Genomic DNA, 23,159 nt, shown 5'->3' with positions numbered 1-23,159 from the left:
TTTTCAGCTTTTTCGAATAAAAAAAACGAAATTTATTTTCTATTTGATTCGTTTTTGTATATTTAAGGAGTGTTTAGGAAAAACCATAAAAACTAAAATTATAATTATAAAAAAATGGAAAACTACGTAAAATTAAAAGAGTTAGTAGCTTCTATCGAAGCTGACGCAGACAAGTTCTTCAACAATGGTAATTCTGCAGCTGGTACACGTGTACGTAAAGGATTACAAGAAATCAAAACTTTAGCACAAGAAATTCGTAACGAAGTAACTGCTAAGAAAAACGACGGAAAATAGTCTTTTTCGGAGTTAACATAAAAAAGGCCTTTCAAATGAAAGGCCTTTTTTTAGAAGGCTGCAGTCTCTCATAGACCTTTTCCCCTCCATCGTTTTTACTTTGTATTACAAGTTAGCTGACAAAAAGGTAATTATCATTGGAACAGCATTTTGCAATGTTTATAAATTGCCAAGTTCCATAATAAATTGAACAGTTTCTTTATTCATGTGCTCAGATAGTACACTTGTAAACTGATCGGTCATCGCCTTTCTTGACAAACGTTTCACTTTAGTGTTCTCTAACTTCTTTTTATCCATCACAACGGTGTTACTAAATTCGACTTTTGTTGCAAAATAGGAAACGTGCTGACTTGGCACCACTAACCCTAAAATCATCCCAGGCAGACCATTGATAGATTCGGGACCGCCGCTGATGGGAATTTCATTGCAATAGTAGCCAATGACATAAATAGAGTCTGGTGTAATACCATTGGCCCTCCTACAATTATACCCTGCAATCTCGCGATACTCATCTGTGATTTTCCACTTGATACGCTTCATCGAGTCCTGAACGATGATCTTCTCACCTACTATATCGTTATATCTCAAAAACGATCGGTTAAGCATATTGGAAAGTGTTGTTGCATCAAAATCCAATGCAAGCATCATAATGTACTGTTTAATCTCAGCGTCCAGCCCATCATCTTTTATAGATTCAAATAAAGTCTCTGTAGTATTGAATTTCAGAGATTTCTTCAATATCGCACTTTCCGGCAACCTAGGTACTATACGCTCAAAAAACTGCTTTGAGTTATTATCGGCCTTACTGATAAATTTTTTAGTTACGATATTCTTCATGTACATCGTTTTGTCGTAGGAAATTGTCCCAGCTCGTCCAAATAGCACGTACTGTGCTTTTAAACCTAGGGCAGAACAACAGAAAAGGAGAAAAAAGATATATTTTAACATTGTATCTTGCTTAATATTTTATAAAAACATTTTTGTAAAATCCCATGATAGTTTAAGCATATAATATCTGCGTATCGTATCATACCGGCGTTGGGTGAAGACAGAAGTCGATGCCGAGCGGCTAAAGCCTTTATTCTGATTAAGAATATCGTTGATCATAAAATCCAAGACCAATGATTCGTCTTTCAAGAATTTCTTACTCACACCCGGATGCAACAGAAACTGCTCAAACTTCTCGTCAAATGCTTTTGTAGCGGCTTCATAGGAGTAAGTATAATTGGTATAAACCTTAAATGTTTTGTTGAAAAAATACTCCACACTTCCATTGGAAGCAAATACAAAACCGTTGCTGTTGGTATTGCGTTCCAAACTTGATTTCATCAAACGATATTGTGGACTAAAGTTCAGATCGAAATTTAGACCAGTTTTGGTATCTCTCTTGAAATTATACGTAAAATTGAAATTCGTCGTATTTACTTTATTCAATTGGTGATTGAACATATTATAGTTGTCACTCATATTCACATAAAACTGTGGTGAATTTGACAGTCCTAGTTTTTTACTCAATTTGAAGTAAACTCCAGACCAGACATTCAGGGAAGTATTTGTTTTGCCCACCACATTATTCCAAGTATAAGTGTTTATTCCTTTTAGCGTATCAATATTCTGCGTAATTGGATTCTTTTCTGTAGAAATATTACCTCCGACATAGAGATAATTTCCACTCAATACACGGAAAGAGTTATAATTCAAATTCAATGAATTCCTAAATGATGGTTTTAAGTTTTCATTCCCTAAATAACGGTTAATCTGATCTGAGTTATCTAAGATCGGTTGAATTTGACTCATGGAAGGCAATTGATTTTTACCGGTATAGTTCAGCCATAAACCCTTACTTTTCGTAAAAGAATAGCCTGCACTTACATTTGGATTATACGTAAAGTAGCTTCTCGTAATCCCTTGGATCGTATAGTTATTGAACTGTTTCAGTTTGTCATTATTGAAATTGTTAGCAACCGTGAACTTAAATTTTTCAGTGGTATGAACTATGGCTAATTTGTATTGACTACTGTTGCGATCAAAATCATAGTTATTACTGAACCGGCGGTCCAATTGATTATAATTCCCCTGTCCATCATTATTGAAAGATTCCACTAAAGAACTACTGTTGCTCTGCTCAATTCCTGTTCCGACAACAAGATTCCAAATTTTGGATAAGGGTTCGGTATAGGAAATTGAAGCACTCAGCACATCGCTTGTATTATTGCGCACCTTACTTTGATCTGTCAATGAATCTGTTTTTAGTCCATAATTTCTCAGATCGGAGTTGAGATGCCCAGTACCTTTCATCTCATTTCTTTTCCATTGACCATCAAATGTAAAAGAGCGTCCTTTTTTCTTGAATTTATGGGTAAAATAGGCGCTAAAGTTGAACTCGTTGATGTTATTTTTCACCAATTCCCTTGTATTCTCGGCAATGGTTGTATCTGCGTCTTGGCCAAACTGATAAGCTTCACGTTTGTTATCTGACCAAAGATTCTTTCTGGATGCTCCACCTCGTATGGTCAGCAGATTTGATGAATCTAATTTCAGATCATATTTCAGATTGGCACGATGCTGGTCATTTTCAGTATCAACATTCTTCACTGATTTGTTATTGATCAAACCGCTCATAATCGTTTCATCATTTCCATCGCTGCTCAATCGTCCATATTTGTAATTCATGTTAACTGTATGTTTATCCTTATCAAATTTATCTGAGAAGTTAACGCCCGAATTTATAGCCTTAGGTACACCAACTACCCCTTCTCCTGAAAAAGGATCTGTAAAACTGGACCAGCTCATCGATCCGTCTTCACCATAAGATACCCCCGAATCACCACCATACTTTTGTGCATTCTGCCAATTCATGCTCGTTGTACCATTGTTACCAAAAAGCCCATATAAGGATATTTTCTGTGCTCCCTTAAATTTGTTCAGCATCAATTGCCCCATATAGTAGTCGTCGGTCCCCCCTCCAACAAGTGCTTTCCCAAACATGCCGTTTTTGGAACCGTCCTTCAACTTAACATTGATGGTTTGCTCACGCTGACCATCATCCACCCCAGTTCGCTCGGCCTGTTCTGATTTTTTCTCGTAAACCTGAACTTTATCCACCATATCCGATCGGATATTGCGCGTCACCAAGGTCGGATCGTCGCCAAAAAACTCCTCTCCGTCTACCAATACTCTCTTCACTGTTTTACCTTGTGCAGTAATCTTTCCGGACGCATCAACGGTGATTCCGGGCAAAGCTTTTAGCAAATCTTCGACCTTGGCATTTTTTTCCACTTTAAAGCTACCGGCATCATATTCTGTGGTATCGCCTTTAATTGTAATCGGAATACGGCCAGTAACAATAACCTCTTGTAATAATGTAGCTGTATTTGTCATACCAATAGCCAATCTGGAGTAATCCACACCAGGTTGAATCTCCGTATAAAAATCGCCATACTTGGGATAACTCACAATGAGCACATAAGATCCTGTATCGGGCTTGGCTAAGGAAAACAGACCATTTTCGTCAGATCTTGTAAAGCCTGTTAATATAGAGTCTTTAGCAGTCAACAGCATGATTGTTGCGTCTGATAACTTTAATTGGTCCTTTACATCACTTATTTTTCCAGCAATCTTGGATTGACCTAAGGCCAGACCAGGAATAGCAAAAATAAAAAATAAGAGCATTTGTAAAACTCTTCTCATAAAATTGTTGGATAGTGAATTATTATAAATATAACATTAGTAGATAAAACCAATGTTTTGTTACAGTAAATTTAATTTTATTTCTTGAAAGATGGATTCTCGCATCTAGCTCTAGTAATCGACGGAAACAAGAAAGTCCATTTCGCAAAAACTCAGATCCTGTATATTCCACCAAAAAAAGACTTTTTACGATAATGGATAATGTTTCTTCTGTTGCATATAGATCAACTGCCACAACTGGAGACAGAAGAAACATATCAACACGGCAAAAGATATTTGGCAAGCTATCCCACTATAATTTTTAATATTTGGGTTTATGTCTGCCAGTTCAATTTTGGCCATGAGATAGTTATTCAACATGATTCCGCAAACGGTTCCCAGGAGAAAAAATGTAATTGCATATTTTTTATTTGACAGCGCTTTCTCTCTATTTTTCTCAAGTGCTGCGATACTACCCATGATCCGTTGTTCAAAATCGCCGAATGGCACTTCTACTTTGCTCATTTGCATAACCTTACTGAATTTTTCATGCTGCTTATCCATAATATTCTGCTTTTTTAATTAACTGACTCAATATGATGTGCATATTTTTACGGCCCCGGTGCAAGATCACTTTTGTATTTGCTAATGTCCACCCCATAATTTCCTGAATTTCATCCATCGACTGTTCTTCGAGATAGAATAAGCGTAACGCAACAGACTCCCGGGCAGGCAGGATAGTGAGTGCATCGTTGATCATTTCTTTTCGTTCATGTTCGATGATTTCATCCAATACGGAATCCTCATGCGACGTGTCATGATGGGATAGATCAAAATTGACCATGTCTAGTTTCTTATGGCGAATGGCATTAAAAGCCACATGCACCACAATCCGGTAAAACCAGGTACTAAATTTGGATTTTCCTTTAAAGGATGACAGCGATTGATAGCACTTTATAAATGCTTCCTGAACGGCATCTTCTGCCAAATGCTCTTCCTTTACAATAGAAAGAGCGACAGAAAATGCCATATCCTGATACGTTTTTATAAAATAACGATAAGACTCCACGTCACCTGACAGAACTTTCCGAATATAGATCTCATCCATTGGTGGGTTAAATATCGCGTTTTTTATCCAATCGGTTAGCAATTATCATTGCAAGCCCTGCAGAAATAATCAAAATTGCTACGGCGAGTGAATCCGGCAAATCAGTCTTGATATAATTGTCCAATACACCGACAATGAATAAACCAATTCCGATACCTAGAACCAAAATCCCCGGCTTTTGCCAATCTATAGGCTCCCTTTTTCTGCTCTCGCCGGGAACATGTACTGCGGTACTCCGATAACGCATAATAAAATAAACACACAAGGTAATACACGTAAATAATCCGACGCCCAAAACGGCTGCTACTGATTGCTTTTCCATAATTATTTGAATTAGTTTACTCATTAGTCACCGTCATTCCCGAAAAGGTTACAACAAATTGAGTTAAATGTGTTCATTTGTGTAAATTTGTTTCAAACACAAACAATATGCAAAACATTAAAGAATATGTAGAAGCAAACAAGCAACGTTTTTTAGATGAGTTGTTTGATTTATTGCGTTTACCGTCAGTAAGTGCTGATCCTAAATTTAAAGGAGATGTGGAGAAGACCGCTGAATTTGTTGCTCAGAAATTGCGTGAAGCAGGAGCCGACAATGTAGAAGTTTGTCCTACTGCTGGTAATCCAATCGTTTATGGAGAAAAAATTATTGACCCGGCGCTACCTACTGTATTGACTTATGGGCATTACGACGTACAACCTGCTGATCCATATGAGTTGTGGGATACCCCTCCTTTCGAACCGACAGTCCGTGATGGCAAAATTTATGCACGTGGTTCTGCCGACGACAAGGGTCAATTTTATATGCATGTAAAAGCCTTCGAATACATGATTAAAAATAATGCCTTGGCATGTAACGTCAAATTTATGATTGAGGGTGAAGAGGAAGTTGGCTCAGTCAATTTAGGTACCTTCGTTAAAGAAAATACAGAAAGACTGAAAGCTGATGTTATCGTTATTTCGGACACATCGATGATTAGCATGGAGCAACCTTCCTTAGAAACTGGCTTACGTGGGCTTTCTTATGTCGAAGTGGAAGTTACTGGTCCGAACAGAGATCTACACTCCGGCGTATATGGAGGAGCTGTTGCCAATCCGGCGACAATATTAGCAAAACTGATCGCGTCGTTACATGATGAGAACAATCATATCGCTATTCCAGGATTCTATGATGACGTTGTCGAATTAACTGCCGAAGAACGCAAAGCATTAAATGAAGCGCCTTTTGACATTGAAGAATACAAAGCAGACCTTGGTATTCAAAATGTCTGGGGAGAGAAAGGCTTTACGACACTAGAGCGTACCGGTATTCGCCCAACCTTAGAAGTAAATGGTATTTGGGGTGGATATATTGGTGAAGGAGCCAAAACCGTATTGCCTTCGAAAGCGAATGCAAAAATCTCCATGCGCCTTGTGCCAAACCAAAACTCCCAACGTATTACAGAACTTTTCAAAAAACATTTTGAAGCTATTGCCCCAGATTATGTGAAGGTAGAGGTCAAACCTCACCATGGTGGTGAACCAGTTGTGACACCGACTGACAGCGTCGCTTACAAAGCTGCAGAAAAAGCCCTGCATGAAACATTTGGTGTTCAGCCTATCCCTACCCGTGGCGGCGGTTCTATTCCAATCGTTGCTCTTTTTGAAGAAGTACTAGGTTTAAAAACAGTGCTTTTGGGCTTTGGCTTGGATAGCGACAACCTACACTCGCCAAATGAAAAATATGGTATTGAGAATTATCTCATGGGAATTTCAACAATTCCATTATTTCATAAATATTACGCAGAACTAAGTAAATAATTTAGTTTTTCATTAGATAAAGGGTTATTTTTAAATTTTAGAAATAACCTTTTATCGTTTTATGGATTTTGATTTTCGCTTAATTGTTTTTTATACTGCAGCTCAACACCTTAATTTCACCAAAACTGCTTCGGCACTTTTCATCTCGCAACCTGCAGTAAGCAAAAATATCCAAGAACTGGAAAAGAAACTCGGAGTACCGCTCTTCGAAAGAAAGGGAAACAACCTCAACCTCACTGATTCAGGTCAAATTTTATATAAATATGCCCAACAGATTATTACGCTGTATAATCAGGCTGGCCAAGAAATACAAGAATTGCAGGAAGGCCGAAAAGGAAAACTTATTTTAGGGGCTAGTACAACTATTTCTCAATACGTTTTACCAGCTTTACTTGCCGACTTTCTAACGCAATATCCTAACAATCGCATCGAGTCTTTTCAATCCAATAGCCGCAGCATTGAAGAACAACTTATCGATAAAACATTGGACCTAGGTATTACTGAAGGTTCTACAGACAATAGAGCCCTGAAATATATTCCTTTTATGAAGGATGAGCTCGTCCTAGTCACAAATAGCAAAAACCCACTATTAGCACAATTAAAAAAACCTGCATTGTCAGACATGACACGACTGCCTTTGGTACTACGCGAACAAGGTTCGGGGACACGAACAATTATTGAGAACGCACTAAAAGATAATCGCATTAACTTATCAGCAGTACATATAGAAATGATCTTACCTTCAACAGAGAGTATAAAAGGCTACCTAGCCCGTCGCGACAGCTTCGCTTTTTTGTCTATTCATACGGTTCAAAAAGAAGTATTAAATAATTTGCTGACCATTATCGATATTCCACAACTGAAAATAGAACGTTACTTTTATTTTACCCATTTGTATGGAGGTCTTTCGGGCACGCCTAATCAGTTTCTACAATTCTGCCTGCGACAAAACTTCGGGTTATAACTAAAGGTTATATCTCATAAAAAAACGGGGTTTTAATTTCGGGGTTGAGGCAACTAGATTTGTACAAATAAATTAGTGTAATGGATTATAAAAGTCTGACAAATTATTTAAAAGCCCTAAGCTGGATCATTGTCGCATTGATCATTACGTGTACAACTTTATGTGTATTTCCGTTAAAATATGAGGGACATCAAAGAGAACCAGATTCTCTTGAAATACGCAACGACTCGCTTGTTACCCACGTTTCCCAATTCAAAGGAATTTCCTTCAATGATAATCCCGAGGGCGAAATGGCCCGTTATGGTGAACATCTAATTAAAAGAACCTACGATTATTTTTATGATGGGGAAGTCAAAATAGGGAACAAGCTTGCCTGTAGCAGCTGCCATCTCAATGGTGGCACAAAAGCTTTTGCGGCTCCATATGTTGGTCTCACGAATGTTTTCCCAACATATATCGCACGGGAAAATAAGATTGAATCACTCGAAGAACGTATTAATGGTTGTTTTGAGCGAAGCATGAACGGCCGAGCCATACCAGAAAACAGCAAAGAGATGAGAGCTATCGTCACCTATATTAAGAATATTAGCGTAAATACCGTTAACAAGGGTCGGCTGGCAGGTCAAGGATTTATTAAAATGGATATTCCCAACCGCGCTGCAAACTTGAAACATGGTCAGCTGGTTTTTGAGAACAAGTGTACAAGCTGTCATGGAAAGGATGGACAAGGTCTTCCGCAAGTGGCTGGAAAAGGATATCAATATCCTCCCTTATGGGGAAAAGATAGCTACAATGATGGTGCTGGAATGGCACGATTACTTACCGCTACCCGTTTTATCAAAGCTAATATGCCTTTGGGCGCAACTTATGACGCACCGCAATTGAAGGACGATGAGGCCTATGATGTCGCAGCATATATCAATTCTTTCGATAGGCCCCAAAAATCAAATAAGCAATTGGACTATCCCAATCTAAACAGAAAGCCCAAAGACAGCCCATACCCCCCGTACGCCGATAACATAAGCATAGAACAACATAAACGCGGTCCTTATAATTTCTAACCGTAGACACCCCATTAAATCAATAATAAATATGAAAAAACAATTTACAATCGCTTGTATTCTTTTAGCGATAACGACTATACAAGCGAAAGCACAGGAAAACAAATTGTTGCTCAATAATCAGCAATACACTGGTGCTGTTGCAAAGAAAAAAACGTATAAAGCGATCTATCAGTTGGACAGTAATGATCCAAAAACAATTGAAAAAGCAATCCGTAATATTAACAATGTATTAAAAGACCCGCGATTAAAGGGGCACTTGCAGGTTGAATTAGTTGCATTTTCTGGTGGTACAGAAGCTTACTTAAAAAAGAACAGTCAGTATGAGAAACCATTGAAGGATCTGGTAGAGAAAGGTGTTATCATAGCCCAATGCTTAAATACTTTGGAAGAGAAACATATTGCCAAAGAAGAGCTATTTGATTTTATAGGCTACGTACCCAGTGGCAATGGTGAATTAATCTTACGAGCAAATGAAGGTTGGGTTATCGTTAAACCATAAGTATAATGAAAAATTTTCTACTGCTTGGTCTAACAATCGCATTATTGGGAGCCCAGGAAATTAAAGCACAAGAGCATCGTTTTGACCCACCTTGGAATAATCCACCCGAATCAGCGCTGAATTTTACGGTACCCGGGATAGACAATATTCCAGACTTATATGGTGATATCGAAAATCCGCAGCTTACCGTTTTTTTCGCGGGCAATCAATTTATGGTGGTCGATGATCTAGTTGCATCATTCAAAAAAGAATACCCACAATACGAGCGTATTTTTGTTGAAACTCTCCCACCAGGCATTTTAGCTAAGCAGATTAAAGGCGGATCAATCACGATAGGTAATCTACGTCTTACACATAAGCCAGATGTTTATACCGCAAGTAAAAGAGCGATCAATGAAATGGCAGATTATTTCAGCTATACACAGGTTTATTGCTACAACAATATCTGTTTAATGGTTCCAGCAGGAAATCCTGGCAATGTCAGCACATTGAATGATCTGGGAAAGGAAAATATTCGTATTAGCATGCCTAACCCTCAATGGGAAGGAATCGATGAACAGATCAAAGCATCCTATAAAAAAGCGGGCGGCGAACAGCTCGTCAAGAAAATCATGGAAGATAAGGTCAAAGATGGCAGTACTTACCTAACCAAGATTCACCATCGCGAGAGCCCTATGCGGATATTATACAATCAGGCAGACGCGGCTCCAGTCTGGACTTCAGAAGTAGTATACCAAAAACTCATTGGTCATCCTGTTGAAGGAATTATCATTCCGGATGCTTACAACACCAATGCAAGCTACGTTGCTGCTAAGTTAAAAAATGCGCCACATCCCCGGGCTGCCGATGACTTTTTAAAATTCATGAAATCGCCGACAGCGAAGTTCATTTACAGAAAATACGGCTTCACAGTAGACTAAAAAAGAAAATGGGTAATTAATTATCCATTTTCTTTCTTTACTTTAGGTCAAAATTAGTTGACTTGTATGATCCTATTGCTTAAAAAAATCCATCGGTATTGGTACTTTATCAGTGTTCTCCTTGTTTTCGTCTTATTTTTCCCTTATATCTATTTTTTAGCACTGCGTCCCGAAATAAACTATGCCAAAATTGCGCGGATGAGGCGCTGGGTATCAGTTGGTGGGTCGGCGCTGGCCGGTGTATTTTTTAAAGTCAGCTATGAATCAAAAATAGATTGGAACCGTTCCATGGTACTGTGTCCCAATCATACTTCAGTCCTGGATATAACAGCCCTCACCTATTTGTGCCCCGCCCCTTTTTCATTTATCGGAAAAGCTTCACTACTTAAAAATCCGGTGACACGAATTTTTTTCAAAACAATAGACATCCCCGTCACTAGAAGAAGTAAAGTATCGTCATTCAAGGCATTCCAGCGCGCCAATGAACTTGTGCAAAATGGCCGAAGTGTCGTTATCTTTCCAGAAGGAAAAATTGACGATAGTTTTCCACCTCAGATACACAAATTTAAATCTGGTGCCTTTCGTATCGCGATTCAGAACGATGTACCCACAGTTCCAATTATTATCGAAAATGCCTGGGATATCTTCTTCGATGACGGTTCGAAAAGGGGATCTCGACCAGGAATTGTTAAAATACATGTGTTCAATCCGATAGAGACCAAAGATTTTAACGATGATAATGCAGCAGAATTGGAGAAAGTGGTCTATGAGAAAATGCAATCCCATTGGATTATGAAGAATAAATCGTATTTTCATAACCTAGAGAATCTCCAAAAAATATGTCAGGAAAGATCTTAATCGAAATCAAGGATATTGCCAGAGAATACCAGATTGGCGCTGAAACAATTCATGCCTTAAGCTCTGTAACGCTCAATATCCATAAAGGAGAATTTGTCGCCTTAATGGGGCCCTCGGGCTCAGGAAAATCCACGTTAATGAATATTCTTGGCTGCTTGGATACACCAAGCCGGGGAGATTACATCCTCAATGGAATTAATGTTAGCGAGATGACTGACGATGAACTTGCGGAAGTAAGAAATAAAGAAATTGGTTTTGTCTTTCAAACATTTAATCTTTTACCTAAGAATACAGCACTTGAAAACGTAGCTCTCCCGCTTATTTATGCGGGGTATACTAAGGTTAAGCGGGAAGAAAAAGCCACTGCTGCACTAGAAAGCGTGGGCTTAGGACATCGTATGGACCATAGGCCCAATGAACTTTCGGGAGGACAACGACAACGTGTTGCTGTTGCAAGAGCACTAATTAACGATCCATCCATTATTCTTGCCGATGAGCCAACAGGAAACCTCGACACCAAAACGTCCATTGAAATTATGGGCCTACTTGAAGAAATTCATTCTAGAGGTAATACCATCATTCTAGTCACACACGAAGAAGATATCGCGTTACATGCACACCGTATTGTACGTATGCGGGATGGGCTGATTGAAAATGATTATCCTAACCCCGATATTAAATCAGTGTCCCCAAGATTGAATGCTTTAAATGAAAAGGGAAGTGATTTCGAGAATATTTAAAAATATTATAAAACTATAAATCAACAACTTACATTAAAACCTCAAAAATAACATGCAATTTACTTGCTTAAGTTAAATTAAATCATAGTTTTGCGAAAATAGAGAACTTAAATTGTTTTTATATGTATTGGACATTAGAATTAGCTTCGCATCTAGAAGATGCACCGTGGCCAGCAACAAAAGATGAATTAATCGATTACGCTATTCGTTCGGGTGCACCTGTTGAGGTGATTGAAAACTTACAATCTCTTGAGGATGATGGCGAGCCATATGAAAATATCGAAGAAATTTGGCCCGACTATCCAACAAAAGACGATTTCTTCTTCAATGAAGATGAATACTAAAAAATAAAAAACGCCTTTAAAATAAAGGCGTTTTTTATTAAAGGCTGCTCCTGCCATTCGTAGACGATACAGTGTAGCTCATATGGTGTCTCACAAAGGTTTTTATGCTATAGTTTTAATCCATTTTAATAAAGACAAGTCTCATAGGTATGAAGATAAAATTAAAGCTATTATTGTTTTTCTTTATAAGCTGTATGGTCTGCCAAAGCTCATTTGCGCAAGAACAACAAATTGCCAATAAAAATATTGTTGTTTTAAAAAGGTTTGTCCAACGTCTACATGATCATAATCTAGCTACCGATGTTATTCTAAGTCAAGACCTAATAACATCAGAAAAACAAGAAGAAGATATGCAGGAGTACTTATTGGCGAGTATCGACGAAATCAGGATAAATATACAAAGTAAGGATATTGAAAAATTGGAATATCTCAGCTTTGATCAAGCGGGAAGGAAAGAAACAAGCGATATAGATCTAGAAGGTATTGATCCGCAGCAAGTTTACTTTGTCAAATATCTCAAACGTTTTGTATTTGCTGTAGTCATTCGTGATAAAAAAATTGCATCGCTCACATTAGTCTCTAAAGGCAATAACAAAGCCCATTTTGTTTTTTACTAATTTCTCTTAAGCTCTTATACCTAGGTCATTTTATATCACTTATTTAAATATCGCTATCAAAGAAAAATTCAAGTAGTCTTTTGACACTATATTGTATAGCATAATTATAAGCAATAGGAGGGTAATGATGCTTTCTTAAAAATTTTTCAATAAAAACACTTGCATTTTATAATTCTATCAACCATATTTGTATTAATAAAAATAACAATGATAATAACTGTATCAAATAAAGCTTGGTGGTGGCGCAACGGATAACGTTGTGGCAAAATCCTATTGCATTATTTGATTAATACATCAAGATATGATGGGCTTGCCTAAATTAGGTAAGCCTTTTTTTATTTAAATTAACCATGAAAGAAATTTTAGCTCATTTATTTGAATACAAGACATTTTCTCGGCAAGAAGCCTACGAAATCCTCACCAACATTACGATGGGCAAATATGACAGCCACCAGATTGCTGCTTTTATGACGGCCTATGGTATGCGAAGTATCCGTGTTGAAGAGCTCGGGGGATTTAGAGATGCGATGTATGACTTATGCCTCAAACTGGAGTTTAACGGTTATAATTTAATTGACCTTTGTGGTACTGGTGGTGATGGTAAAAATACTTTCAATATCTCAACGATAGCATCTTTTGTTACAGCTGGAGCTGGTTATCACGTCGCGAAGCACGGTAACATCGGCGTCTCCTCAAGCTGTGGGTCATCCAATGTCATGGAATATTTAGGTTATCAATTTAGCAACGATAAATCTGAACTACAACGTCAGCTTGATGAGGCCAATATTTGTTTTCTACATGCACCGCTGTTTCATCCGGCCATGAAAACCGTTGCTCCAATACGCCGTGCGCTAGGCGTTAAGACATTCTTTAACATGCTGGGACCATTGACAAATCCGGCCAATCCAAGATTTCAATCTGTTGGTGTATTTAGTTTAGAATTAGCAAGACTGTATGGATATTTATATCAAAACACCAATAAACAATATTCCATTATTCATGCTTTAGATGGATATGATGAGATATCCATGACTGGCGATTTCAAGGTAATCAATAATCAAGGGGAGAATTACTACAGTATGGAAGATCTCGGTTTTAAGACGGTTTCAGCGCATGAGTTAACCGGGGGTGACAGCGTAGCAGACGCTGCCAAAACATTTTTATCTATCTTGAATAACAAAGGGACAGATGTACAAAATAATATTGTTTTGACCAATGCTGCCTTTGCTATTAAAACATTTAATCCCGAAAAATCTTTCGGTGACTGTTTTTATGAAGCTGAAAGCTCATTGATGGAAGGCAAAGCTTTGCGAAGCTTCCAAAAACTAATTAAAAAATAAGATGGCGATCAAAATAAAAGTTTGTGGTATGAAATATTCCGACAATATAGCGGCTGTAGCTTCTTTGGGAGTGGACTATATGGGATTTATATTTTATGATCAATCCAAACGTTATGTTGGCGAAAACTCTTCAATATATATAAAGAAGCTTGAGAACCTAAACAAGGTTGGGGTTTTCGTCAATGCAAGCCTGTCAGAAATTCTTGTTAAAAAAACTGAATTTAAATTAAATGTAATTCAGCTACATGGAGATGAATCTGCAGAATTCTGCCGCGAATTGAAAGAAAAATCAAAAGCTACGATCGTTAAAGCTTTCGGAGTAGATCAAGACTTTGATTGGATAGCTTTGGATTCTTACGCCAATATTGTAGATTACTTTTTATTTGATACGAAAAGCAATTCCTACGGCGGTACGGGATTACAATTTGACTGGTCCCTATTGGACCAATACACACTTATCACGCCCTATTTTCTGAGCGGTGGTTTGGACGCTGAAAATATCAAAAGAGCGCTAGAAAGAAATGATCCTCGGCTATACGCCCTGGATTTAAATTCAAAATTTGAAGTAGAACCCGGGTTAAAAGATATTGATCTATTAAGCCAAAGTATAAATACTATTAAAAATGAGTATATATCAAGTCAATGAAAAAGGATATTATGGCCCATTTGGAGGAGCCTATATCCCTGAGATGCTCTATCCGAATGTGAAGGAGCTACGTGAAGAATATCTCAAGATTATCGAAGAAGAGAGCTTTCAGGAGGAATTTAATCAACTGCTCAGCGATTATGTTGGACGTCCATCTCCCTTATATCATGCCAAGCGTCTATCGGAAAAATATGGAACTACCATTTACTTAAAACGTGAGGATCTTAACCATACCGGAGCCCATAAAATCAATAATACCATTGGCCAAATTCTATTAGCAGAACGCTTGGGTAAAAAGCGTATCATCGCAGAGACCGGTGCAGGACAGCATGGTGTTGCCACCGCTACAGTGTGTGCACTAAAAGGGATACAATGTGCGGTTTATATGGGTGAAATTGATATTCAACGCCAAGCTCCAAACGTTGCACGGATGAAGATGATGGGAGCCGAAGTTATTCCAGCGACATCAGGGTCAAAAACTCTAAAAGATGCTACAAATGAAGCGTTAAGGGATTGGATAAACAATCCTGTCGACACCCATTATATCATTGGCTCTGTTGTAGGCCCACACCCTTATCCTGATATGGTTGCTCGGTTTCAGTCTATTATTTCTGCAGAAACGAAAAAACAGCTCTTCACAAAGACGGGAAAAGAAAATCCAGATATAGTGTTGGCGTGTGTCGGAGGAGGCTCCAACGCCGCAGGTATGTTCTATCATTATCTGGATGAAGAATCGGTTCAATTGTATGCTGTCGAGGCCGCTGGCCACGGTGTTGATTCAGGCGAATCCGCTGCTACAACAGCGTTAGGAAAAGAAGGAGTCTTGCATGGAAGTCGCTCCATCCTCATGCAAACAGCAGATGGTCAGGTCATAGAACCGTATTCCATATCCGCTGGGCTCGACTATCCCGGAATTGGCCCGCAGCACGCCTGGTTATTCAAATCTGGTAGAGGCAGCTACGTTAGTGTGACTGACGACGAGGCCATGCGTGCAGGCCTTGAACTTACACGATTAGAGGGTATCATACCAGCAATTGAAAGTGCACACGCGCTCGCTTATTTAGAGAAAATTCCTTTTAAAGGTGATGAGACCGTCGTTATCTGTCTTTCTGGCCGCGGCGATAAGGATCTGGATAATTATATGAAATACTTTGATTTTTAAGTCATGAATACAATTGAAAAAAAAGAAGGTACTCCCCTTTTATCGATATATTTTACAGCTGGGTATCCAACATTGGACAGTACAATAAGTATTGCCAAGAAATTGGAAGAAGCCGGAGCGGACTTTCTGGAAATTGGTTTTCCCTATTCCGATCCTGTTGCGGACGGACCTGTCATTCAGCACAGTTCAGAAATTGCTTTGGCAAACGGTATGACGCTAGAAAAGCTGTTCGACCAATTGAATGACCTCCGTGAGCATATCGGTATCCCTGTATTTCTCATGGGATATTTTAATCCTGTGCTACAATTTGGTGTTGAAAAATTTTGTGAAGCATGTAAAAATGTAGGTGTAAACGGAGTGATTATACCGGATCTACCCATGGATGAATATGAAGACTTTTATAAAGAAACATTCGAGAAAAATGGAGTTGCCAATGTATTTATTGTAACACCACAGACATCGACAGAACGAATCAGAAAAATAGACAGCCTTTCTAAGAGTTTTATTTATTTACTTTCTTCAAATGCCACAACGGGTAAAACACTCGATGTTGGAGACAATACCGCAGCTTACTTCAAGCGGGTAAATGACCTTCAATTAAAAAACCCTTTGATCGTCGGCTTCGGTATTTCTGATAAAACAACCTTTCAAAAGGCAACTAGAGATACTGCAGGAGCTATCATAGGCACCGCATTTGTTAAACGGTTAAAAGATCAGGATTACCTCAACCAAATCCCATCATTTATCTCGTCCATCAAAGCTTAATCCACAAGCTAAAAATTAGCAAAACATTATTTTTTTATAAGCGTTCGATCTAAATTCTTTTTTCTTGGATCGAACGCTTATTTTTAAGGCAGTTTTGAAGATATATTTTTTTTCAAAACGAATAACTTTGCTGTCTTGATTCACCAAGGAATAAAACAGCCAGGCGATCAATATTGATATAACCATGGATACTCGACGAGATTTTTTAAAGAAAGCAGCTATGCTTGCTGGAGGGGCCTCTCTCTCCCATGTTATTCCATCCGCTATTGCAAAGGCAATGGCTATAAATCCAGCATTGGGCAGCACGTTTTATGATGCCGAGCACGTGGTTTTATTAATGCAGGAAAACCGTTCATTTGATCATGCCTTTGGGACACTGCGTGGTGTAAGAGGTTTTAATGATCCTAGAGCTATCCGGCAACCCAATCGGAATAAAGTCTGGTTTCAGACGCAAAAATCCGGAGAAACGTTTGCTCCCTTTCGATTGGATATCAAAGATTCAAAAATTACCTGGATGGGTTGTCTCCCACACAGTTGGACCGATCAAACCGACGCAAGAAATAATGGTAAAATGAACAGATGGCTGGATGTCAAACATTCCGGATTTAAAGAGTTTGCCAATCTGCCTTTGACTATGGGGTATTATACCCGTGAAGATATTCCTTTTTACTATTCACTGGCAGACTGTTTCACTATTTGCGATCAGCACTTTTGTTCAAGTATCACCGGTACTAATCCCAATAGACTTTACTTCTGGACTGCTAATATCAGAGAAAATCTGACGGGAAAAGCTTTAGTTTGGAATGGTGACTCCGAGTTTAGTGGCAAGGCGACATGGACAACCTTTCCCGAACGCCTTTCCGAATTAGGTGTAGACTGGAAGATCTATCAAAATGAAATTTCTTCGAGCAGTGCTGGATATAGTGGTGAAGCAAACAGCTGGTTAGCTAATTTTGGCTGCAATCCAATGGAGTACTTTCCACAATATCAGGTCAAATATCATCCGCGCTACCGTCAGCTTCTTACTTTAAAAAAGGAAGATCTCGAGCGTAAAATGAACGAAACAACAGCTGTCGACACACGCGAAAAATTAAATAAAGAGCTCAAGCATATCCAAGAGGAACTACAGTTATATACCGCCGAGAACTTTGAGAAGCTTGACGAGCGGACAAAAGATATTCATCGCCGTGCTTTTGTTAACAACAGCGCACAGCCCGATTACATGGAATTAGAAACTATGCAGTATCAGGAAGGGGATCAACAGCGAAAGTTACTGATTCCTAAAGGCGATGTTCTATATCAGTTCCGAAAAGATGTTGAGGAGGGTAAACTTCCCACGGTATCTTGGTTAGCTCCACCGCAGCTTTTTTCTGACCATCCCGATTCTCCTTGGTTTGGAGCATGGTATGTTAGCGAAATTATGGACATTCTTACCCAGAATCCAGAAGTTTGGAAAAAAACAGTCTTTATACTTACCTATGACGAGAATGACGGATATTTTGATCACTTTGCACCTTTTACAGCACCAAATCCTAACGAAATAGAAAGTGGGAAAGTATCAGATGGAATAAATCCTGCGCTAGAATTTGTACTTCGTGATGAGCAATATTATCCTGAAAGCGGAAGAGAAAGCAATATAGGTCTCGGTTATCGTGTACCGATGGTCATAGCTTCTCCATGGACCAGAGGTGGCTGGGTTAATTCGCAAGTATTTGACCATACCTCCAGTTTACAATTCCTAGAGAAATTTATAACATATAAAACCAAGAAAGAGGTAAAGGAGACCAACATCAGCACTTGGCGACGTACCGTATGTGGAGACTTAACTTCGGCATTTAGACCCTACCATGGTGAAACTATGAATAAACCAATTCTACTTGAACGAGAGCCTTTTATCCAAGAGATCCACCAAGCAAAATTTAAAGGCGTTCCCATGGGCTTTAAAGCGCTTGATCCATCGGAAATCACACAAATTGAACAAGCCCCTAGTAGTTCGCCCTATTTTCCAAAACAAGAAAAGGGGCTTCGGGATTCGTGTATCCTTCCTTATGAACTTTATGTACATGGCGAATACCAACCCAAAGGGAATTATTGGGTCACATTTGAGGCTTCAAATAAAATCTTTGGCGAGCATTCAGCGGGTTCGCCTTTTACAGTCTACCATGCGGCTAAATACAAAGGAGAAGTTGGAACCTCAAGAAATTATGCTATTTCTCCAGGAGACAGTGTAACAGACCTTTGGTCACTAAACGACTTCGAAAAAGAAATATATCATCTCGAAATTCACGGTCCAAATGGATTTTATCGCGAATTTAAAGGCGATGGGAATAATCCACATGTAAAGATACGATGCACTTATGAAAAATGTAAAAATGGATCAGCATTTAGTGGCCGTTTATCTTTCTCCTGTACAAATCATGGAAAAACAGCTCAGCAACTTATGTTTGAAGATATCAGCTATGGTCAGAAAAAAAAGACTGTGAAAATTAAAGCTGGACAAGTTATCATCATACATTTTGACTTGGCTAATCAACACTTTTGGTATGACTTCCGGCTCACTTGCGCTGGCTTTCCAAACTTTGTGGAACACTATGCCGGTCGTGTCGAGATTGGAAATGTAGGAAAAAGCGATCCCTTATTCAATCGATAAACAAAGAGAAGGGCTGTTCAAAAAGACTGGATAGCCCACGTTTATTCGACTTTGCTGCTGACCCACACAATGTCCTGACTAAACCGCTTTAATACATTCATTCGTAACAATTACAAAACGATTAATCTCGAATACAAAATAAAAGAATACGGTTACCTTCAGCAGAGATAAAGCACATTCAAGTCAAAAAACTACACCGAAAGAAGATCCGATACTTTATTCCTGTATACGACGAGCGAGATGGTAAAAGCCCTTATATAATAGTACTGCCCCAACAATCAAAAAGCTAGCTAATAAATATGAGCCGACCGAATTGATAAATAATACATACATAACTCTGGTTATTTTTGGTTTTTCATTTGTGTCTACAAGTTATAACATTTATCCAAAATTTTACAAAAAAAAATTGCATATTTTCTCTATTTTTGTCTCGATGAAGAAAATCGCACTATTTATCGGCTTATTTTTCTATTTGCTCGCAGCAAGTGGTGCCTCAGTGCATCTTCATTTTTGCCAAGGGGAAACACAAAGTGTCTCGTTATCGGAAAGCCATAATATAGCCTGCCCTCTTTGTGCCAAGTCTACAAAAAAACAGCAGAAACACTGTCATGAAACAGGAAGCTGTAAAGATGTTAAGATCGAAGCACACAAGGTCGACAACTTCAGCAGAGTAACACAAAATCTTGATTTTAATACTTTTTCTCCCGCAATAATTACGCTTCATTGGATACTTAATTATTATCATTTCTCTGGGGAGGAAGACGATTTTTCTAAACTAAAGTATACCGGTTTTGCGAGCAACAATAGACAGAGCCCTCCTGTTTTTATTCTCAATCAAAATTTTAGAATTTAATATTACCTCTTTTCACTGAACGCAGTTCACTTTCTTGAATTGATTTAAGCGCAGTATAATTTTTATATTTTCATAAGAATGGCAGACTGCTATTCCCAACAATCATCTTTCCGTAGCGTATCACGGAACAAAAAAAGCGGATTTTAAATCGTTCAGCAAAAAAATTGTAGAACTGAAAAAAATAAATCCGTACTCCTTGCATATGGTTGCGCGATATCATGGAGGTAAAAATTAAATGCTAGTTGAAGCGAATACTCTTAATTAAAATGATGAATCAAATTTTCAAAAAAATATATACGACAACCATTCTAACCTTATTTTTTCTGGCGTTTGTACAGGCACAGACCGACAGTACGAGGACGCTTACCGTAGCTGGGAATTGTGCCATGTGTAAAAAACGCATTGAAACCGCAGCGAAAATGCATGGTGTAGAAACGGCCGTTTGGAATACAGGAGACAACCTCTTGCAAATCAGATATAACTCCCAAAAAGTTCAGCTGGAGACAATCAAGAAAAATATCGCTCAAGTTGGCCATGATGTAGACAACTTAGTTGCCACTGATGAATCCTATGCTAAGCTCCATGAATGTTGTATGTATCCGCGATTGGAAAATGGCAAAATACCCGAAAAGAAAACTATAACAACCGATAACCATGACCATCCACATACAGTAACCGGTGTGGTCGTTGAAGAAAACAAAAAGGGGGATCTTAAACCCATTGTTGGAGCCAATTTACACTGGGCCAACCTGCCTACCAAAAATACAAGGACAAACGAAAATGGCGTTTTTAAATTAGACCATAAAGAAGGATTCGACAAATTGGTGGTAAGTTACGTTGGAATGAAACCTGACACCATCACCATCAAAGATCTGCATGAAGTCATTATGATTACAGCAAAGGGTAATGTGTTGATGGAAGTTGAGGTTAAAGGAACACGACGCTCAAATTACATCGACCGTATGACACCTGCACGATTAGAAGTTCTCACGGGAAAAGAGCTCTTTAAAGCAGCTTGCTGTGATTTAAGCGAAAGCTTTGAAACTAACGCTTCTGTCGATGTTGTCAGTGCTGATGCTGTAACAGGTAGTAAACAGATTCAGATGCTAGGCCTGAGTGGTATTTACACCCAATTAACTGTCGAAAACTTACCCGGGCCGCGTGGGCTGGCTTCTCCATTAGGCTTAAATTCTATTGCAGGAACATGGATTGAATCAATTCAAATCGCGAAAGGCATAGGTTCCGTTGCTAACGGTTTCGAAAACATGGCCGGACAGATCAACGTCGAACTGAAGAAACCTCAAAATTCGGAAAGATTGTTTTTTAATGCCTATGCGAACAACATGGGCCGCACAGATGTCAACTTAAATCTTTCACAAAAAATTGGTCAACATTGGTCGACGGCAGTCCTATTGCACGACAATTTTATGTACAATAAGTCTATGAACTTTAGTCACAACGGGTTTAGAGATATACCAGTGGGTAATTTATTCTCCGGTGTCAACCGCTGGTTTTATGAAAATGGAAAAGGGCTGATGGTACAATTTGGGGTCAAATATCTCAATGATGACCGTACGGGTGGACAGATTGATTTCAACGAAAAGACAGATAAGGGAACCACAAATCGCTATGGTTTAGGATTTGATATTGAACGCGTAGAAGGTTTTGCCAAAATTGGTTACGTGTTCCCCGAAAATAAGCACCGTAGCATTGGTCTCCAACTCGCAGGATCAAACTATAATCAGAAAAGCTATTTTGGGCTTAATAACTACGATTCGGAGCAACAAAATGGCTATGCCAACCTCTTATTTCAAGATATCATCGGAACTGTTGCCCATAAATATCGTGTTGGAGCATCGGTTAATTATGACAATTACGACGAATGGTACTTAAAAGACAAAAACTTCAAACGTAAAGAGGTTGTTTCGGGCGCATTTGCGGAATATACCTATAGTCCATCAGAAAAGTTTGATGCTATCATTGGTCTACGCCAAGACTACAACTCCCTGTATGGTTGGTTTACAACTCCTCGTATACATTTACGTTATGCGCCGATTTCAGGAACAACAATTCGGGCTAGTTCTGGACGAGGTCAACGTACAGCAAATATATTTGCAGAGAATACCGCAGTCCTGGCAAGTAGCAGAAAATTGATTATTCAATCACCTAATGTATACGATAAAGCTTATGGGCTCCAACCGGAAGTTTCGTGGAACAGCGGAATAGCGATAGACCAAAGTTTGCAAATATTTGGACGAGAGGCTTCGGCATCTGTTGAGTTCTTCCATAACAGCTTTTCTAACCAGGTTGTCGTAGATTATGAAAATCCCCGAGAAATCAATTTCTATAATTTGTCTGGAAATTCTTTCTCCAATAGCTTACAAACAGAATTTCGTTTTATGCCAGCTCCTCATTTTGAAACGAGGTTGGCCTATCGCCTACTTGATGTGCAGACTGATTTCGAAAGTGGCAGAAAGACCAAACCGCTATTGGCTAAACACCGCGGCTTTGTCAACCTAGCCTATAACCACCATGCTGGCTGGAGTGTAGATTATACATTAAATGTGGTTGGACAAAAACGCATTCCATCAACCATTGAAAACCCTGTCGAATATCAGATGCCTACAGCATCGAAAGCATACGCGACAATGAATGCACAGATTAGCAAAACTTTTGGGAAAGAGAAAAATTTGACCGTGTATGTTGGTGGAGAAAATCTATCTAATTATTTCCAACGTATGCCAATCCTCGCAGCAGATCAACCTTTTGGAAACTATTTTGATACATCAATGCTTTGGGGGCCCTTAACAGGACGCATGTTCTACACTGGTATTCGGTATTTCATCAAATAAAAATGAAAATCTAT

22 protein-coding genes are annotated in these 23,159 nt (G+C 38.7%); 17 read left to right on the top strand and 5 right to left on the bottom strand.

Features of this window, described 5'->3' with window-relative positions; translation table 11 throughout:
• Positions 1-114: 114 nt before the first annotated feature.
• Complete coding sequence (locus B3139_RS02605; RefSeq protein WP_046674057.1) at positions 115-294, top strand: hypothetical protein; 180 nt, start codon at positions 115-117, stop codon at positions 292-294.
• Between the two features lie 159 nt (positions 295-453).
• Here the strand turns inward: B3139_RS02605 and B3139_RS02600 are convergent, their stop codons facing one another.
• The 5 genes from B3139_RS02600 to B3139_RS02580 form a co-directional block, all read right to left on the bottom strand.
• Complete coding sequence (locus B3139_RS02600; protein WP_293879611.1) at positions 454-1,242, bottom strand: GLPGLI family protein; 789 nt, start codon at positions 1,240-1,242, stop codon at positions 454-456.
• An 18-nt stretch (positions 1,243-1,260) separates the two neighbouring features.
• Positions 1,261-3,984, bottom strand: a complete 2,724-nt coding sequence (locus tag B3139_RS02595) for an outer membrane beta-barrel protein (RefSeq protein WP_293879610.1) — start codon at positions 3,982-3,984, stop codon at positions 1,261-1,263.
• Between the two features lie 186 nt (positions 3,985-4,170).
• Positions 4,171-4,527, bottom strand: coding sequence for a hypothetical protein (locus B3139_RS02590; RefSeq protein ID WP_293879609.1), 357 nt, complete (start codon positions 4,525-4,527; stop codon positions 4,171-4,173).
• Positions 4,520-5,071 (bottom strand): RNA polymerase sigma factor, encoded by a 552-nt coding sequence (locus B3139_RS02585; RefSeq protein ID WP_293879608.1) that lies wholly within the window; start codon positions 5,069-5,071, stop codon positions 4,520-4,522. The genes B3139_RS02590 and B3139_RS02585 overlap by 8 nt, the downstream gene beginning before the upstream one ends.
• A 7-nt stretch (positions 5,072-5,078) precedes the next feature.
• On the bottom strand, positions 5,079-5,393 hold the full coding sequence (locus B3139_RS02580; protein ID WP_293879607.1) for a hypothetical protein: 315 nt from the start codon (positions 5,391-5,393) through the stop codon (positions 5,079-5,081).
• Between the two features lie 107 nt (positions 5,394-5,500).
• Between B3139_RS02580 and B3139_RS02575 the strand changes: the two genes are divergently transcribed.
• The 16 genes from B3139_RS02575 (at position 5,501) to B3139_RS02500 (ending at position 23,145) form a co-directional block, all read left to right on the top strand.
• Positions 5,501-6,871, top strand: a complete 1,371-nt coding sequence (locus B3139_RS02575) for a dipeptidase (protein ID WP_293879606.1) — start codon at positions 5,501-5,503, stop codon at positions 6,869-6,871.
• A gap of 61 nt (positions 6,872-6,932) precedes the next feature.
• Entirely contained in the window at positions 6,933-7,835 is a 903-nt protein-coding gene (locus B3139_RS02570; RefSeq protein WP_209578586.1) for a LysR family transcriptional regulator, read from the top strand.
• 80 nt (positions 7,836-7,915) lie between these two features.
• Positions 7,916-8,896, top strand: a complete 981-nt coding sequence (locus tag B3139_RS02565; protein WP_209578587.1) for a c-type cytochrome — start codon at positions 7,916-7,918, stop codon at positions 8,894-8,896.
• 31 nt (positions 8,897-8,927) lie between these two features.
• Positions 8,928-9,398: a DsrE family protein gene (locus B3139_RS02560; protein ID WP_209578588.1), complete on the top strand. Its 471-nt coding sequence runs from the start codon at positions 8,928-8,930 to the stop codon at positions 9,396-9,398.
• Between the two features lie 5 nt (positions 9,399-9,403).
• Positions 9,404-10,318 carry a substrate-binding domain-containing protein gene (locus B3139_RS02555; RefSeq protein ID WP_293879605.1) on the top strand — a complete coding sequence of 305 codons (915 nt, stop codon included), beginning with the start codon at positions 9,404-9,406 and terminating at the stop codon, positions 10,316-10,318.
• Between the two features lie 198 nt (positions 10,319-10,516).
• A complete protein-coding gene (locus tag B3139_RS02550) occupies positions 10,517-11,176 on the top strand; it encodes a lysophospholipid acyltransferase family protein (protein WP_293879604.1) in 660 nt (219 codons plus the stop codon).
• Complete coding sequence (locus B3139_RS02545; RefSeq protein WP_209578591.1) at positions 11,158-11,916, top strand: ABC transporter ATP-binding protein; 759 nt, start codon at positions 11,158-11,160, stop codon at positions 11,914-11,916. The genes B3139_RS02550 and B3139_RS02545 overlap by 19 nt, the downstream gene beginning before the upstream one ends.
• Positions 11,917-12,038: 122 nt before the next feature.
• Positions 12,039-12,260, top strand: coding sequence for a DUF2795 domain-containing protein (locus tag B3139_RS02540; RefSeq protein WP_028072584.1), 222 nt, complete (start codon positions 12,039-12,041; stop codon positions 12,258-12,260).
• Positions 12,261-12,409: 149 nt separating this feature from the next.
• A complete protein-coding gene (locus B3139_RS02535) occupies positions 12,410-12,877 on the top strand; it encodes a hypothetical protein (RefSeq protein WP_293879603.1) in 468 nt (155 codons plus the stop codon).
• Between the two features lie 350 nt (positions 12,878-13,227).
• The gene (trpD, locus tag B3139_RS02530; RefSeq protein WP_293879602.1) at positions 13,228-14,217 is read left to right on the top strand and encodes an anthranilate phosphoribosyltransferase; all 990 of its coding nucleotides are present in this window, start codon (positions 13,228-13,230) and stop codon (positions 14,215-14,217) included.
• 28 nt (positions 14,218-14,245) lie between these two features.
• On the top strand, positions 14,246-14,863 hold the full coding sequence (locus B3139_RS02525) for a phosphoribosylanthranilate isomerase (RefSeq protein WP_293879601.1): 618 nt from the start codon (positions 14,246-14,248) through the stop codon (positions 14,861-14,863).
• The gene (gene trpB / locus B3139_RS02520; protein WP_209578595.1) at positions 14,841-16,025 is read left to right on the top strand and encodes a tryptophan synthase subunit beta; all 1,185 of its coding nucleotides are present in this window, start codon (positions 14,841-14,843) and stop codon (positions 16,023-16,025) included. Before B3139_RS02525 ends, trpB begins: the two co-directional genes overlap by 23 nt.
• Positions 16,026-16,028: 3 nt before the next feature.
• Entirely contained in the window at positions 16,029-16,790 is a 762-nt protein-coding gene (gene trpA / locus B3139_RS02515) for a tryptophan synthase subunit alpha (RefSeq protein ID WP_293879600.1), read from the top strand.
• Between the two features lie 184 nt (positions 16,791-16,974).
• Entirely contained in the window at positions 16,975-19,440 is a 2,466-nt protein-coding gene (locus B3139_RS02510) for a phosphocholine-specific phospholipase C (protein WP_293879599.1), read from the top strand.
• Positions 19,441-19,873: 433 nt separating this feature from the next.
• Positions 19,874-20,293 (top strand): HYC_CC_PP family protein, encoded by a 420-nt coding sequence (locus B3139_RS02505; protein ID WP_293879598.1) that lies wholly within the window; start codon positions 19,874-19,876, stop codon positions 20,291-20,293.
• Positions 20,294-20,559: 266 nt separating this feature from the next.
• On the top strand, positions 20,560-23,145 hold the full coding sequence (locus B3139_RS02500) for a TonB-dependent receptor domain-containing protein (protein ID WP_293879597.1): 2,586 nt from the start codon (positions 20,560-20,562) through the stop codon (positions 23,143-23,145).
• The last annotated feature ends 14 nt before the right edge of the window (positions 23,146-23,159 follow it).

This window comes from Sphingobacterium sp. UBA1498, from assembly GCF_002325125.1.
Lineage (GTDB): Bacteria > Bacteroidota > Bacteroidia > Sphingobacteriales > Sphingobacteriaceae > Sphingobacterium.
The sequence above is the reverse complement of the archived record's forward strand: the minus strand, read 5'-3'. Positions and strand labels throughout refer to the sequence as shown.

Bases quoted from the DNA above. Each gene is read 5' to 3' on its own strand.
- B3139_RS02510 (WP_293879599.1), top strand. From the start codon at position 16,975: ATGGATACTCGACGAGATTTTTTAAAGAAAGCAGCTATGCTTGCTGGA.
- B3139_RS02590 (WP_293879609.1), bottom strand. From the start codon at position 4,527: ATGGATAAGCAGCATGAAAAATTCAGTAAGGTTATGCAAATGAGCAAA.
- B3139_RS02565 (WP_209578587.1), top strand. From the start codon at position 7,916: ATGGATTATAAAAGTCTGACAAATTATTTAAAAGCCCTAAGCTGGATC.
- B3139_RS02545 (WP_209578591.1), top strand. From the start codon at position 11,158: ATGTCAGGAAAGATCTTAATCGAAATCAAGGATATTGCCAGAGAATAC.
- B3139_RS02525 (WP_293879601.1), top strand. From the start codon at position 14,246: ATGAAATATTCCGACAATATAGCGGCTGTAGCTTCTTTGGGAGTGGAC.
- B3139_RS02500 (WP_293879597.1), top strand. From the start codon at position 20,560: ATGATGAATCAAATTTTCAAAAAAATATATACGACAACCATTCTAACC.
- B3139_RS02560 (WP_209578588.1), top strand. From the start codon at position 8,928: ATGAAAAAACAATTTACAATCGCTTGTATTCTTTTAGCGATAACGACT.
- trpD (WP_293879602.1), top strand. From the start codon at position 13,228: ATGAAAGAAATTTTAGCTCATTTATTTGAATACAAGACATTTTCTCGG.
- trpA (WP_293879600.1), top strand. From the start codon at position 16,029: ATGAATACAATTGAAAAAAAAGAAGGTACTCCCCTTTTATCGATATAT.
- B3139_RS02605 (WP_046674057.1), top strand. From the start codon at position 115: ATGGAAAACTACGTAAAATTAAAAGAGTTAGTAGCTTCTATCGAAGCT.
- B3139_RS02540 (WP_028072584.1), top strand. From the start codon at position 12,039: ATGTATTGGACATTAGAATTAGCTTCGCATCTAGAAGATGCACCGTGG.
- trpB (WP_209578595.1), top strand. From the start codon at position 14,841: ATGAGTATATATCAAGTCAATGAAAAAGGATATTATGGCCCATTTGGA.
- B3139_RS02555 (WP_293879605.1), top strand. From the start codon at position 9,404: ATGAAAAATTTTCTACTGCTTGGTCTAACAATCGCATTATTGGGAGCC.
- B3139_RS02595 (WP_293879610.1), bottom strand. From the start codon at position 3,984: ATGAGAAGAGTTTTACAAATGCTCTTATTTTTTATTTTTGCTATTCCT.
- B3139_RS02550 (WP_293879604.1), top strand. From the start codon at position 10,517: ATGAGGCGCTGGGTATCAGTTGGTGGGTCGGCGCTGGCCGGTGTATTT.
- B3139_RS02535 (WP_293879603.1), top strand. From the start codon at position 12,410: ATGAAGATAAAATTAAAGCTATTATTGTTTTTCTTTATAAGCTGTATG.
- B3139_RS02575 (WP_293879606.1), top strand. From the start codon at position 5,501: ATGCAAAACATTAAAGAATATGTAGAAGCAAACAAGCAACGTTTTTTA.
- B3139_RS02580 (WP_293879607.1), bottom strand. From the start codon at position 5,393: ATGGAAAAGCAATCAGTAGCAGCCGTTTTGGGCGTCGGATTATTTACG.
- B3139_RS02505 (WP_293879598.1), top strand. From the start codon at position 19,874: ATGAAGAAAATCGCACTATTTATCGGCTTATTTTTCTATTTGCTCGCA.
- B3139_RS02570 (WP_209578586.1), top strand. From the start codon at position 6,933: ATGGATTTTGATTTTCGCTTAATTGTTTTTTATACTGCAGCTCAACAC.
- B3139_RS02600 (WP_293879611.1), bottom strand. From the start codon at position 1,242: ATGTTAAAATATATCTTTTTTCTCCTTTTCTGTTGTTCTGCCCTAGGT.
- B3139_RS02585 (WP_293879608.1), bottom strand. From the start codon at position 5,071: ATGGATGAGATCTATATTCGGAAAGTTCTGTCAGGTGACGTGGAGTCT.